General features: G+C 46.1%; 11 protein-coding genes. 7 read left to right on the forward strand and 4 right to left on the reverse strand.

All coding sequences use genetic code 11. The features are described 5' to 3' along the window. Nucleotides 1-159: 159 nt before the first annotated feature. Nucleotides 160-480 (forward strand): hypothetical protein, encoded by a 321-nt coding sequence (locus FH974_RS18265; protein WP_207104057.1) that lies wholly within the window; start codon nucleotides 160-162, stop codon nucleotides 478-480. 613 nt (nucleotides 481-1093) lie between these two features. Here FH974_RS18265 and FH974_RS18270 read toward each other — a convergent pair. Continuing rightward, nucleotides 1094-2011 carry a bestrophin-like domain gene (locus FH974_RS18270; protein WP_242551956.1) on the reverse strand — a complete coding sequence of 306 codons (918 nt, stop codon included), beginning with the start codon at nucleotides 2009-2011 and terminating at the stop codon, nucleotides 1094-1096. 93 nt (nucleotides 2012-2104) lie between these two features. Here FH974_RS18270 and FH974_RS18275 point away from each other — a divergent pair, with 93 nt between their 5' ends. Continuing rightward, nucleotides 2105-2557, forward strand: coding sequence for a universal stress protein (locus FH974_RS18275; protein WP_047884609.1), 453 nt, complete (start codon nucleotides 2105-2107; stop codon nucleotides 2555-2557). Between the two features lie 130 nt (nucleotides 2558-2687). On the opposite strand, the gene FH974_RS18280 is transcribed toward FH974_RS18275, so the two are convergent. Beyond that, nucleotides 2688-3314, reverse strand: coding sequence for a hypothetical protein (locus FH974_RS18280; RefSeq protein WP_053061771.1), 627 nt, complete (start codon nucleotides 3312-3314; stop codon nucleotides 2688-2690). Between the two features lie 152 nt (nucleotides 3315-3466). On the opposite strand from FH974_RS18280, the gene FH974_RS18285 reads away from it, so the two are divergent. Beyond that, entirely contained in the window at nucleotides 3467-3949 is a 483-nt protein-coding gene (locus tag FH974_RS18285) for a glutathione peroxidase (RefSeq protein WP_207104058.1), read from the forward strand. A 221-nt stretch (nucleotides 3950-4170) separates the two neighbouring features. On the opposite strand, the gene FH974_RS18290 is transcribed toward FH974_RS18285, so the two are convergent. Further along, a complete protein-coding gene (locus FH974_RS18290; RefSeq protein ID WP_207104059.1) occupies nucleotides 4171-5730 on the reverse strand; it encodes a methyl-accepting chemotaxis protein in 1560 nt (519 codons plus the stop codon). 903 nt (nucleotides 5731-6633) lie between these two features. Then, nucleotides 6634-7605 carry a CHAD domain-containing protein gene (locus tag FH974_RS18295; RefSeq protein ID WP_207104060.1) on the reverse strand — a complete coding sequence of 324 codons (972 nt, stop codon included), beginning with the start codon at nucleotides 7603-7605 and terminating at the stop codon, nucleotides 6634-6636. A gap of 316 nt (nucleotides 7606-7921) precedes the next feature. Here FH974_RS18295 and hppD point away from each other — a divergent pair, with 316 nt between their 5' ends. The 4 genes from hppD (at nucleotide 7922) to FH974_RS18315 (ending at nucleotide 13673) form a co-directional block, all read left to right on the forward strand. Continuing rightward, the gene (gene hppD / locus FH974_RS18300) at nucleotides 7922-8998 is read left to right on the forward strand and encodes a 4-hydroxyphenylpyruvate dioxygenase (protein WP_047884605.1); all 1077 of its coding nucleotides are present in this window, start codon (nucleotides 7922-7924) and stop codon (nucleotides 8996-8998) included. A 722-nt stretch (nucleotides 8999-9720) separates the two neighbouring features. Further along, nucleotides 9721-11724, forward strand: coding sequence for a PTS mannitol transporter subunit IICBA (locus FH974_RS18305; protein ID WP_047884604.1), 2004 nt, complete (start codon nucleotides 9721-9723; stop codon nucleotides 11722-11724). A 118-nt stretch (nucleotides 11725-11842) separates the two neighbouring features. Next, nucleotides 11843-12988, forward strand: coding sequence for a mannitol-1-phosphate 5-dehydrogenase (locus tag FH974_RS18310; protein ID WP_047884603.1), 1146 nt, complete (start codon nucleotides 11843-11845; stop codon nucleotides 12986-12988). A gap of 154 nt (nucleotides 12989-13142) precedes the next feature. After that, nucleotides 13143-13673, forward strand: coding sequence for an MltR family transcriptional regulator (locus tag FH974_RS18315; protein WP_047884602.1), 531 nt, complete (start codon nucleotides 13143-13145; stop codon nucleotides 13671-13673). Nucleotides 13674-13716 lie beyond the last annotated feature (43 nt).

Genomic DNA, 13716 nt, shown 5'->3' on the forward strand with positions numbered 1-13716 from the left:
ACGACGGATTGGGTGAACTGTGACGCGGACGACCTACAAACTGAAAATAAAAATTAACATTAAAGGAGGCTTAGCCTCCTTTTTTTATTTTGTGATCTTGCTCAAAACCAGGACATGCACTATCAATGAAAGCGCGTAGAGGCAAAAAAGGAGGATGCCATGCGATTGAATGTATTGGTGGTCACGCTGGCGGTACTGGCGCTGGGGTTCGATAAATTCAACCTGATAGGAAATGATACGCATGCCTACGTGAATGCGCCGGTTTGGTCGTCAGAGAGAGCAGGTGTAACCGTCGTGTCTGATTCAATCTCACAGGGAGCAGAGGCTAATATTACGCAAAGAAACGAGACTGATAAGCCTGTCTTAGTCGCCACCTTGCCGGGAGAAACAAATAGTAGCGACTTATTCGAGCAGCGGATGTTTCCAAACATGAACAGGGTTGTGCTGGGCGGCGTTGTGATTGAAAACGAATCACCCTAATGTCAGGGCGAAGTTGTGGGGTGTTCCGCGAAGGTGCGTGTTCAAACAATTGTTTTGACGTTTCGTCACTGAGTGGCGCTTGAGTGGCGCTTGAGTGGCGCAGGGGGTCTTTGGATGACACGTATGTCTTTCTTTAGACGATAATTCATGTTACTCAACAGTGAACCCACATAAAACGTAAAAGCCGCATCATGCGGCTTTATTATACGTTTTAAGGAAAGCAACCTTTGTCCGAAGCAGTACTGTACGGCTTTCTGCTTTGAGCTTATACCTAACCTGTTTAGTGTCTTTACTCATTGTAACGACCCTGTACTCCATTCTTATTGTTCTTGATGGATAATTGTATGACTATTTAGTGTGATTCTACTCCCAGAATTCACCTTTTTAATATATCGTATTGACAAAAGAGTTCATACGAGTGACCGGAATTTTTTTATAAAACCAATCTCTTATGTGAAATGTGTCACAAAGGGAATATTGGCTCCCTGACAAATTGAGAAATTATTAATCAATCGCCGGGCGCGAAGAGCCTCTGTGAGAACCTCTGTTTAGGACTGGTGTTTTTAAACGCTACTTCGAGCCGCTACTTCAGATCATGATTTCGGTATTAGTGCTAGTCAGGTCTTGTCGGGAGTGGATCGAGCTCGACGGGAGTAATCAGGCTGCTCAGACTGTTTTCCAAATCGATCAATGGCTGCTGGCTAATCACGATAATGCTGCGATTAGGTCGATCCAGCTCCACGATCAACGTCAGTACCAGGGAAAAGGCTAAAGCAAACGGGATGGCGGCAACCATTGCCCGGCCTCTGTGTTGAGCACCAACCTGAATCCCATTCAGTGAAATAGTCAGGAATGTCAGTAATCCTAACGTGAACCAGATACTGGCGGGTATACGCCCTCGCATCCCTTTGTTAACACGCTCTGAGTGAATATCTATCATGTCATTGAGTGAGTTGATGTAGAGCAGCAGCAGTTCGGGTGCCGTCGTTTTATGCGCCGCGACGGCTTGTTGCCATAACGCGACTTGCAGCTGTTCGCTGCGTTGAATTGCCTTTGGCACGTAGGCCTGGCCTTCTTTTGTATTTTTGACGATACGCAATGAAACGTATTCACGTAATAATTCGCGGCTGCGAGTGCGGTAAGGTTCAGCAAGGAGCGATGTGCGCAGAACGGTAGTACCTATGGTATTCGCTTCCGTCAAAATGATTTGTTTGCGGTCGGCAGATTTGCCTGCCGCCATACTGAATGTAATAGCCAATATAAAAGCTAGCAGGCTGGCTAACCCTGTTGCCATAGGGCCAATCGACTCATGAAAAGTCTTGTCGGAGAGTTTCCCCGCTACGCGATAGCCGATTTCAAAGATCAGACAGATCACAAAAAAGATCAGGAGCAGAACGAGGAATATAGACAACGAGTCAAGTCGGGAAGACAGAGACATATACCCTCCGGGGACATTATTTTCTATAAGTATGGAACTGAATTCTATTGTTTGATCGACCTTTTCAAGACTATCTGCTGCAACGGAAATCATCGTAAAAATCCGCCATTGATTTCGAACTCATCTATATTGATTAGACATAAATTGATTCCCATAAACAGCCTGATGACCTGACGAGGAGTAAACATGAAATACAAACACGTCATGTTAGCGGTCAATTTTGATCGGAATGCCGAATACCTGGTGACCAAGGCGGCGGAGCAGGCCAAAATCAATCATGCATTGTTCAGTGTGATTCATGTAGATCCGGATTTTTCAGAACTGTATGAGGGGGTTCGAGAGTTTGAGCCGGAAGACTTTGATGAAGAAAATCAAAGTCCGTCGATAAAAACCATGCTGAGTTTACTGCAAGGTGCCAATTATCCGATCTACAAGCATGTGTTCTATGCCGGTTATGTGGAAGACCAGATCATCAGGGCCATCAACGAGTTTGATGTGGATCTACTGATTATTGGTCACCACGAATCCAGCGTTTTTCGTCAACTGGCTTTATCAGCCAGTGAACCGCTACTGAGAAAAATGCCCTGTGACATCTTGTTTATGCGAGTTGAACGTGATCCTAAACCGCGTGAGTCGTGAAGAGTTACAAGCCTCTTTAGTTATCGCGTCATGGCATATTGCTGGTTGTCATCGAACTGCGTTCAAACATCGCCAAGCATAGTGAGGCGTGCCACTACCTAAACCGTGTCCTGCTCGGGCATGCTACTTCTTAAAACAGCCGCTTGATAAAACGCGTTAACGTATCGAGTAGGGATGCGTTGTGCTTATCGTCATGAATTTTCTCGGCAGATTGAGACTTTCTCGCTTCAAGGCCCACATAATAGGCTTTCATGAGCTGCTGACGGAGAGCATGCTGCTCGGGAGTTAGCCCTGTTGACTGTGAGTCGGCATCGGTTTCGTTGCTGGTGATTTCGGTATGGGATTTTTGGTTGCAGACGGCTAGTCCTGAAACTGTTGATGCTTGCTCGTTCGCGTAGCTGAAATCAATGCCATGGTAACCCTGAGCTAATAACCATAATTTAGTGATCACAATCAGCCCCAACTCATCATTACTTTTAAATTTCTCAGCATGTTGACTCCCAACGTGGGCAGAAAAAAGCGACTTCATTTCAGCAGTTTTGGTTTGCGTTGAGATAAAGACTTCCAGCCATTGCTGGTAAGATTGGGTCAGTAAACCCAGCGCAATGTCTTCCTGCGGTTTTTGTCTCTGTGTACACGCTTGAGAGAAGAATGCCGATCGTTGGTTAATGAACTGCTGGGCAAAGTCTCTTTCTTCTTCTGACAGTGGAAGTTGAGGCAGACCGAACAGGTTAAGCGTTGAATGTAGTGATGTCATGGTAACTGGTGTCTTAAAGAGTTTTTGAGAGTGTACGTGAATTAGAAGCAGGTTTCTAAAAGAATGGCTTACACTAATGGCAGGTCAGAGTCTGGTGTAAAATGAGTGCTTAGGGAACGACGCCGGACAGAACAGAGTAAATGGAGAAAGACATGGCTGCTTTTTACGAATTGTCTGCCAGGAAAATTAATGGCGAAGATGTATCAATGGCTGATTTTGCCGGTAAGGTGGTCTTGGTGGTGAATACCGCCAGTGAGTGTGGTTTTACCCCGCAGTACAAAGGGTTGCAGGAACTGTACGAAAAATATCACGATCAAGGATTGGTCATTCTGGGCTTTCCCTGCAATCAGTTTGGTGGTCAGGAACCGGGCGAGAATGCGGAAATAGCCGAAAGTTGTCAGCTAAACTTTGGGGTGTCATTCCCGATGTTTGAAAAAGTGGACGTCAAAGGGCCGGAAAGCCATGACGTATTTCGTTTTCTTACCAGAGCGTTGCCCGGATTATTAGGTAACCAGGTGAAGTGGAATTTCACGAAATTTCTGATTGGCCGGGACGGAAAGCCGATAAAACGGTTTGCGCCGACAAAAAAACCGCAAGTGTTGGAACGAGACATTATTCGGGCCTTGAGAGCCTGACATACATCAGAAAAAGACAAACCCTGAATAAGAGAGGAGCCCCTTGAACGATTGACCCGGTGGATCTCAGCAGCACTTCCGGCCTTTTACTTCATTGTTAAGGTAAGGCTCAGGTAAATGGCCGGATGGGATTGTTCTCTTGAAGACTGTTCCGCGGTGGGGCAGTCTGAGGGCAATGAGTGAATCGGTGTTCGTTTTGTTCACACATTGCCCCAAGAAGGTCATGCTCTGCGGAATTGCCTGACCAGCTTACCCTGAGAAGTTAGATTGCTGACAAGCCCATTGCATTCAGTCAGTACATCATTTGCCAGATGGTTCGTTTCAATACAGGCTTCAGTGATTGACTGAACATTCATGTTCATGCTTTCGGAAACCCTTGCCATTTCCTCGACGGCTACGGCAATTTCTCCGTTACGATCGGAAATGTCGTTAATCTGATGCAGCAAGGCATTGAGTTTATCGCCGGATAATTCGGCACTGCTGACACAATGTTCCGACGATTTTGTGCCCTCCTGCATCGAATGCACAGCATGGGTGGTGCTGGTCTGGATTTGCTCAATCGCGGTCTGAATCTCCAGCGTTGCAGTCTGACTGCGTTGTGCCAGTGCGCGTACCTCGTCGGCGACCACAGCAAAGCCTCGACCTTGCTCACCGGCTCGTGCAGCCTCAATCGCCGCATTGAGTGCCAGTAAATTGGTTTGGTCGGCAACACTTTGAATGATCGCCAAGATTTCACCGATGGTTTTACCGTGTCCTTCAAGCTGAGAGATGATATTTGCGGCATCATCAAGTTGAGTGGCCAGCATCTGAATCGATTCGACCGTACTGTTAACTGACTGCATGCCTTCGATCGCCGCTTGTTTAGCCTGGTCGGTTACCCCTGAGGTATTCTGGGCATTATGCGCAATTTGATTGGCAGTAGAATGCATTTCATTGATAGCTGCGGCCAACTGTTCGGTCTCTGCCGTTTGTCGCTCCAGATTGCCGGATGTCGCGTGACTGTTTTCAGAAATCGAACGGGCAGTACGCGCAATCTTATCATTTGAGTCCTGAATGCGGCCTACAACGGCATTGAGTTCTGACTGGCGCATTTTCATTGCCAGTTTAATCTCTGACAGGTCGTCCACATGCTTGTTATACACTCGCTCCATCAGGGGATTATCAAAGATCTCGCGGGCATCTTTGGACAATGATTCCAGTCGCCGAGTCAGACCATATACTGACGCTACCGTGCCAGCCAAAAAGAACCAGACGCCAGCTCCTGGCAGCCAAAACCCGTCAATGGCACTAGAGAGTGCGGCGATCGGCAACAACGCAAATGTGATGCGCTGCCATAACCGACTGCGAACACCGGTCAGGCTGCGCAGGGACTTTCCAGCACGAATCTGAGCATAGATTTTGTCGGCGTGTTCGACATGCTGACGTTCAGGGAGAAATCTGACCGACTGGTACTCAGTGATGGTGCCGTTTTCAATAATAGGGGAAGCAAACGCATCGACCCAGTAATAGTCACCGTTTTTACACTGATTTTTGACAAGTCCCATCCAGGATTTGCCCTTTTTAATATGCGTCCATAAATCTTTAAATGCCTCAGGCGGCATGTCCGGATGCCGAATTACATTGTGTGGTTGGTCAATCAGTTCTTCTTTTGTATAACCGGCAACCTCACAAAATTCGTTACTTACATAAGTGATATGACTACTGAGTTCGGTAACGGAAAGGAGGTTATATGTATTCGGATAAGTAACTTCTTTTGCGGTTGAAGGCGAATCTTTACGCATGAATACCTCAAATGTAATTCTTGTAATAAATTTTTCTTATAGCTGTTCGGGAGATGAAATTCAGGCGTCATCCCTTATAGCTTTTGTTAAGTTGTTGTTGCCGCAGAGTGTAAAGCAAACAACCGACAGCGCATATTTCCCTTTATAATAATTGTGCAGGGTATAACACGTTGCTATGTGCAATATTACATTTTCAAATGAAATCAGATCATGATCAGGAATAAATTTGAAGAATTAATTGAAATAATTTTCAAGTTAATCTGACACATAGTGTCAACATGAGGAAGGAATGGGAAATACTGGCTTTTAATGTGTAATAAGTCAGTAATAGAGGCTAACTCTAAAGTGGTATTTTCTTCTGGGCTAACGGTGATATCGATCTCATCATGCTGTTGGCTAACTGGCTGTCGTTAGTGCGTGAGTCAATGTTAGTAAGTTGGTCGGTGTGTGCAGTACTGAATGCGTTAATATCAAGATAGTTACAATGTTGAATTGAGAATCTGGGAGAGTGGAGCCGGAGCGGTTTAAGTACACACTGACGATAGCTAAGACGTGTAAAACACAGGCTGTGTTTAATTAAAGCTGTGTGAATAAAGCTACGTGTAAATAAAGATACGTTTAAATAAAACCGAGTGCAAAAAAATCCCAGAGCAAAAAAGCTATGTACAGCTAGGTTGGCTGTTGATGTAAGCATCAGTTATTTGATACAAGGAAAAAAAGATTATCTCGGCAACCATTGTGACTAAAGGATCATTTCAACCGTAAAATAGTTTTGACAGAAACACACGCTATGGTGAGTTAGGATTTGAAATTGACACCCTAACCATTGCGTACCAAATAAGTCGTTCTCCGAAGTAACGTGTATGACGAAATATGCGAAGCGACAGCTAAATGAACTGAAATTTACTTCTTGTGTTTTTCGTACAGCTGGTAGAAAAGGTCGAGATTTTTGGATTTACGAAAAATATTAATCTGTTCAATGGTTTCCTTTTTATCATGCTGGTGTTTGCTTTCCGTTTCCCGGATTAGTTCGTCGATGGCCTTGTGCTGAAATGCCGGTGATTTCTGGCTGCGGTTATAATGCTGTAAAAAAGCCAGCTGTACTGAGGAATCATTGAAATTGCCTAACGTATCCTGCAGTAATTTTAAATGGGTAATTTGTTGTTTCGCGGCCTTCTTTGGCAGAACTGGGGCAAAATACTCCAGCAAATAGCGCAGCTTTTTACATTCAATGCGTAAAGCATGAATGTTGGTATCCGGTGACTTTGGCGTTATCTCCAGGCAATAACTTTCGACCTGCTTAAAGTGCAGCCACAGAGTGTCGTGGGCAATGGTGTGGGTTTCGACTTTTCCGGCGTCACGGGGCTGCTCTTTCATTTCTTTCAGCAGTCCAATAATTAGCTGACATTGTTGTTCATAATTTTCTGACTGCAACCATACTTTGAGCTCTGTCAGGCTGTTCAGACGTTTATCCTGTAGGCCGTCAAAAAAGCTAATCAAACCTTTATGATACTTATGATCTAACAGGAAAAAATAGTTTTCCATGTTAAGCAGGAAAACATCCAGGTCGCGGATCAAGTTAGTGCGCAGCATCAGCGTTTTCAGTTCGTTTTTCAGCATATCGCGTTGCGGCTTGTAAAACAGTGGTTTCAGTAAGCTGATCAGAGCCCGGCAGCGGCGCAAAGCAATCCGGTACTGATGGATAAACTCCTCATCACTGTCTTCCAGAATGCCTTTTTCGTGGCGACGGGCGTGCTGAAATTCATTCAATAAAAAGTGATAGGTAGGCAGGTAAATTTCCGCCGAAGGGGTAAGAGGAGTGGCGGGCTTTTTCTGTTTGGGAAGCCGAAGTTGATCGCGCTTTTTGACTGACATTGCTGACCTCGTATGTTCGCCTGTCGGATACTGAAAAAGAACAGGTACCTATAAATTTAGATGGTTTTGTTAACAAGTGGAAAGGCAAACTGTGAGAGAGAATGAACAGGATGATTGTTTTGTGATCAGGCAGTTATTTACAACGCCGTACGTGGAATAGCGCTGAGTCCAGATTATTTGGCAAGGTGGGTTTACGAAAGGTGTTTACAAATAATTAACATCATTTGCGGGCTCAGATTTCTCTTCCAATTGGGTTGCTGCTAATCCTATAGGAGAAGAAGGGCAGTTAAAGCCCGTAGCATTAACTCTGAAAAGGATGAATGAGATGATCGAGAACCCACTAGGAACGGACGGCTTTGAGTTTGTGGAATACACAGCACCAACTCCTGAAGGAATTGCAAACCTTAAACATCTGTTTTCGCAAATGGGGTTCGCTGAAGTCGCCAAGCACAAACATAAATCGGTATGGCTTTACCGTCAGGGAGACATCAACTTCATCATCAATGGTGAAGAGCAGTCTCAGGCGTCAGGTTTTGCTGGTGTGCATGGTGCAAGCGTCAACGCAATGGCTTTCCGGGTTGCTGATTCTCAGGCTGCGCTTGAATACGCAGTTGTTCAGGGTGCAACGCCTTGTGCAGCACAAGCAGGTCCGATGGAACTGAACATCCCTGCGATTTACGGTATTGGTGAATCGTTGATCTATCTGGTTGATCGTTATGGTCAACATGATATCTATGAAATTGACTTTGATTATTACCCGGATTACCAAGAACGTTTACAGGCGGTTGGCGCAGGGCTTCAGACAATTGATCACCTGACCCATAACGTGAAACGCGGCAACATGGATTTGTGGGCAAGCTTTTACGAGCGCATTGCTAACTTCCGTGAAATTCGCCACTTTGACATTAAAGGTAAGGTGACGGGCTTGCTGTCGCGTGCTATGACGGCACCATGTGGAAAAATTCGTATTCCAATCAACGAATCAAGTGACGACAAATCGCAGATTGCAGAGTATCTGGATCAATACAATGGTGAGGGCATTCAGCATATTGCACTGAGCACTGACGATATTTTTGCGACAGTATCCAAGCTGAAAGAGGGCGGAATGCTCTTTATGGATACACCTGATACTTACTATGAGTCTGTGAATAAGCGCATCCCTGGTCATCATGAAGATCTGGCTAAACTGAAAAACCTGAAAATCCTGATTGATGGTGATGAAACCGGTATCTTGTTGCAAATCTTCACTGATACCGTTATCGGCCCTGTCTTCTTTGAGATTATCCAGCGTAAAGGTAACGAAGGCTTTGGTGAAGGTAACTTCCAGGCACTGTTTGAATCGATCGAACTGGATCAGATTCGTCGTGGTGTACTGGATGTGGAAAGTAAATAAGCCGCTTATCCATAGCCACAAGATAAGCGGTAAAGCCAACGCTTAATGTCATAAGATAAAAACTCATCTAACAAAGCAGGTGTTATTGAAATGCCTGCTTTTTTATTTGGGCTGTTTCTGTATTTTATGGGGTCTGCGCTATCTTCGTTGTTCGCGCTGGCAGAGGAGGGGGAGGGGCTTCGCAGGCATTGCGAGCCTGTAAATAATTGCGTGTAATGCACTTCGATTTATAAATCATATTCTATGCTTCGTAATCTAGTCTGAATTTCTTCCTGAATCATGTCCCGTCCTTTCATGTAATAAATTTACATATCGTCACTCTCTGATAAGAGTATCAATTACTTCGAGCCGTGAAATAATCATTGATAGTGATAACGATCACTTTATTGGTTTCTGTAAGGGTGTTGAAATTCAGTTAATGTGATTTACATCACTAGGTGATTAATGTGTGTACTTTCATTAAGTGTGATCTATGTTTTTAATTTAATGTTGACATTTTTGATTGGTTTTAAATGTATGAAAGTTTCATTTCGGATTTGTAAGTGTGGTCGCTAAAAAATGGCTTGGAGAGGGTGAAAGTGAGGCGGGTGTCACGAAAAACCCGTTATCAGTTCCGCTTTGAAATTCTGTGGTAGATTGGGTGTGTTCGAAGCAACCGACGGTTTTGGCGAACCGTTTCCTACAACAGAAGACAAAACAGAACATCAAACGGGGGGTTCACTATGATATCACCAGATGCCAAGATCAAAATACAAAATTTTGGTCGATTCCTATCTAACATGGTCATGCCCAATATCGGGGCATTCATTGCATGGGGCTTTATCACCGCCCTATTTATTCCTACCGGCTGGCTGCCGAATGAAACGTTAGCCAAACTTGTCGGTCCGATGATTACCTATTTACTGCCCCTGCTGATCGGCTATACCGGTGGTAAACTCGTGGGTGGCGAACGGGGCGCTGTTGTCGGTGCCGTAACCACCATGGGGGTGATTGTCGGAACAGACATCCCTATGTTCATGGGAGCCATGATTGTCGGCCCGATGGGCGGTTGGGCCATCAAACGATTTGACCGAGCTATTGAAGGGAAGGTCAGAAGCGGTTTCGAAATGCTGGTGAACAACTTCTCTGCGGGTCTGATAGGGATGATTTGCGCCATTGTTGCGTTTTTCATGATTGGCCCGTTCGTGAAAGTGTTGTCAGGCGGGTTGGCGGCCAGTGTTAATTTCCTGGTTGATGCCGGATTATTACCACTGACCTCCATTTTTGTTGAGCCGGCAAAAATCCTTTTCCTGAATAATGCCATCAATCACGGAATTTTCTCTCCACTTGGTATCCAGCAAGCCAATGAGATGGGCCAGTCTATCTTCTTCCTGATTGAGGCAAATCCGGGGCCTGGTCTGGGTGTGTTACTGGCTTACATGGTATTTGGTCGTGGCACGGCGAAGCAAACCGCTGGCGGTGCATCCATCATCCACTTCTTTGGTGGTATTCATGAGATTTACTTTCCGTACATTCTGATGAATCCACGTCTGATTCTGGCGGTTATTGCGGGCGGGATGACGGGTGTGTTTACCCTGACAATGTTCAACGCCGGTATCGTGTCACCGGCATCACCGGGCTCTATTTTTGCGGTACTGCTGATGACACCCAAGGCCTCATTCGTGGGAGTGATTGCGTCAATTATTGCCGCTACCACTGTGTCTTTCACTGTTGCATCGGTACTGCTGAAAACGCAACGTGAGTCTGAAGAAGATGACGGGACGTCACTGGCGAAAGCCACCTCACAAATGAAGGGCATGAAAGAAAGTGCTAAAGGACAACCAGCCGATGTAACGGCTAATCGAAAAGACGATATCAATCTGGCTCATGTGCGCAGCATTATTGTAGCGTGTGATGCCGGGATGGGCTCCAGCGCGATGGGGGCAAGCCTGCTACGTAAAAAAGTGCAGGAAGCCGGTTTGAACATCAGCGTTACTAACTGTGCCATTAATAGCTTACCGCAAGAGGTAGATATCGTGATTACTCATAAAGATCTGACGGATCGCGCGCGTAAGCATGCGGCCCATGCCAAACACCTTTCTTTGACAAACTTCCTGGACAGCCAGGTATACAATGACCTAGTGACCAGCATTCTGGCTGCTACCAGACCAGAAGCGGCGAATGATGCCAATATGGTGAATGTTTCACCGGTCGCCGCCAATGATGATTGCTTTAACAAGGATGACGGCTTTAACGCTGACAGCGCTGAGCAACATAGCGGCAATGAGGCACAACAGCCGCAGGTCTTCCAGATTCAGGCGGAAAACATCCACCTTGGGTTGCAGGCTGGCAACAAGGAAGACGCGATTCGCTATGCCGGTGAGCAACTGGTTCGGTTAGGCTACGCGGAACCAGAGTATGTGGACGCGATGTTCGAACGAGAAAAAATGGTGCCGACTTACCTTGGCGAGTCCATTGCCGTGCCACACGGTACCGTCGAAGCTAAAGACCGTGTCATTAAAACCGGTATTGTAATTTGCCAGTACCCATCAGGTGTGTGCTTCACCGAGGATGAAGACGACGTCGCCAAACTGGTTATTGGTATTGCCGCAAAAAATGATGAACATATTCAAGTTATTACCACCATCACCAATGCTCTGGACGACCCAGATGCCATCGAGAGGCTGACTCAGACCCGTGATGCCAGTGAAGTACTGCGCATTCTTGCGGGTGAGCAGGCTGCCTGATCGGCTGTTGACGGTTAATTGAGTAAATCTGAGGTCGGCCCCTGTTGCTGTCCGACCTCACTCACTCTCTAGCAGATTGAGAGTGATGACAAATGCATTGATGTGGAAGGATTTGAATATGAAAGCAGTACATTTTGGCGCAGGTAACATTGGTCGAGGTTTCATCGGTAAATTATTGGCAGATGCGGATGTCGCGGTCACCTTTGCTGACGTGAATGAGCCGCTGGTGGATCAACTTTCTCACCAGCAATCCTATAAAGTGAAAGTAGTAGGCAGTGAATGTAAAATTGACACGGTTACCCATGTAACCGCGGTCAACTCGGCCAGTCCGGCTGTGATTGAGCAGATCATTCACACCGATCTGGTGACCACCGCCGTCGGCCCAAACGTATTGGATCTGATTGCAAAAACCATTGCGACGGGATTGACCCATAGGTTTGAGGCCGGTAACAACCAGCCGCTGAACATTATTGCCTGCGAGAATATGGTTCGTGGCACCAGCCATCTCAAGCTGGAGGTGTACAAGCATCTCAATAAGATCTATCACCAGCAGGCCGATGAGTGTGTTGGGTTCGTAGATTCAGCGGTTGATCGTATTGTTCCGCCTGCTGAAGCGGCCAATGATGACCCGCTGGAGGTGACTGTAGAAAGCTTCAGCGAGTGGATTGTCGATAAAGATCAGTTTAAAGGCGAGATTCCGGCCATTGAGGGCATGGAAACCACGAATAACCTGATGGCTTTTGTCGAACGTAAGCTGTTTACCCTCAATACCGGTCATATTATTACCGCCTACCTCGGTGCATTGAAAGGGCATCAGACAATACGTGATGCTATCGAAGATGCTGAGATCAGAGCTGAAGTAAAAACAGCCATGCAGGAGAGCGGAGAAGTGCTGATTCGTCGCTACGGTTTTGACCGAGCACTGCACCATGCTTATATCGAAAAAATCTTGTCCCGTTTTGCCAATCCTTACTTGCGAGATGAAATTGATCGGGTCGGTCGTCAACCTATTCGTAAACTCGGAGAAAATGATAGATTAATCAAACCATTACTCGGTACAATTGAATACGGTACGGAAAACGGTACGTTGCTGAAAGGCATTGCTGCCGCGCTGAAATACACCAATAACACCGATCCGCAAGCAGTAGAGCTTCAGACGGTTATTCGGGAAAAAGGGTTGCGAGCCGCACTGGCACAGTACACGGGATTGTCTGCTGACAGTCAGGAGGCAGAAAAAATCGAAGCGATTTACCAGACCTTGTAATTAACTGCCTTGGTAGTTAACTGCTTGGTAGATAACCGCGTTCGATATTTCACCCTGATTTGTCAACGTGACATTGAAACGCATCAGGAAGGCCGGGAAGGGCGCAGGTCCTTCCCCTGTTACCCTCCTGATTTATTTAGAGAAGACAGTTGTTATGGCACAGAGTGACCAGGAATCAGACATTCTTGAAAGGCTAAGTGAGGCGCCGACAGCTCGGGGATTTTTCATTTCTACGGTGGAAATTTTCGAAGAAGCTGTTGATGCCCTTGTGCAGCGCATTTTTCGGAAGGATGATTTCGCGGTGAAATCTGTCGTCGAACCGTTGCTCGGGAGTGCAGGGCCGTTAGGGGAATTGACCGTCAGACTGAAACTGTTGTTTGGTCTTGGCGTCGTTTCCCATGATGTCTACGATGACATGGATGCAATCATCCGCTTGCGGGATTTCCTCAATAAGGAAAGTCAGGACTACGGATTTACTGATCCGGCTATTCTGGAGCCGATTAAAACGCTCAAAGTGGTACATAAGATGGGCGTGGTGCAGCTCGATATTCTGCCGCCGGATGATGATACTGATATTGCGTTTTATCAGATGCAACTGGCACGACAAGAGCAAGTTATCCGCTCGGCGCTGGCGTTGGCCGTATCCAGTATTTGTACTGAGCTCGACAAAGACAGTCCGTTCTGATCGGCGAAAACGGTGTTACAATCTCTTTTCTTCAATGGCTCTG

This window comes from Photobacterium ganghwense, from assembly GCF_017329545.1.
GTDB classification, from domain to species: Bacteria; Pseudomonadota; Gammaproteobacteria; order Enterobacterales; family Vibrionaceae; genus Photobacterium; species Photobacterium ganghwense.

What these genes read in the sequence shown, in the direction of transcription:
- hppD (WP_047884605.1), top strand. Translation starts at nt 7,922, where the DNA reads ATGAATGAGATGATCGAGAACCCACTAGGAACGGACGGCTTTGAGTTT.
- FH974_RS18310 (WP_047884603.1), top strand. Translation starts at nt 11,843, where the DNA reads ATGAAAGCAGTACATTTTGGCGCAGGTAACATTGGTCGAGGTTTCATC.
- FH974_RS18275 (WP_047884609.1), top strand. Translation starts at nt 2,105, where the DNA reads ATGAAATACAAACACGTCATGTTAGCGGTCAATTTTGATCGGAATGCC.
- FH974_RS18285 (WP_207104058.1), top strand. Translation starts at nt 3,467, where the DNA reads ATGGCTGCTTTTTACGAATTGTCTGCCAGGAAAATTAATGGCGAAGAT.
- FH974_RS18295 (WP_207104060.1), bottom strand. Translation starts at nt 7,605, where the DNA reads ATGTCAGTCAAAAAGCGCGATCAACTTCGGCTTCCCAAACAGAAAAAG.
- FH974_RS18290 (WP_207104059.1), bottom strand. Translation starts at nt 5,730, where the DNA reads ATGCGTAAAGATTCGCCTTCAACCGCAAAAGAAGTTACTTATCCGAAT.
- FH974_RS18315 (WP_047884602.1), top strand. Translation starts at nt 13,143, where the DNA reads ATGGCACAGAGTGACCAGGAATCAGACATTCTTGAAAGGCTAAGTGAG.
- FH974_RS18305 (WP_047884604.1), top strand. Translation starts at nt 9,721, where the DNA reads ATGATATCACCAGATGCCAAGATCAAAATACAAAATTTTGGTCGATTC.
- FH974_RS18270 (WP_242551956.1), bottom strand. Translation starts at nt 2,011, where the DNA reads ATGATTTCCGTTGCAGCAGATAGTCTTGAAAAGGTCGATCAAACAATA.
- FH974_RS18280 (WP_053061771.1), bottom strand. Translation starts at nt 3,314, where the DNA reads ATGACATCACTACATTCAACGCTTAACCTGTTCGGTCTGCCTCAACTT.
- FH974_RS18265 (WP_207104057.1), top strand. Translation starts at nt 160, where the DNA reads ATGCGATTGAATGTATTGGTGGTCACGCTGGCGGTACTGGCGCTGGGG.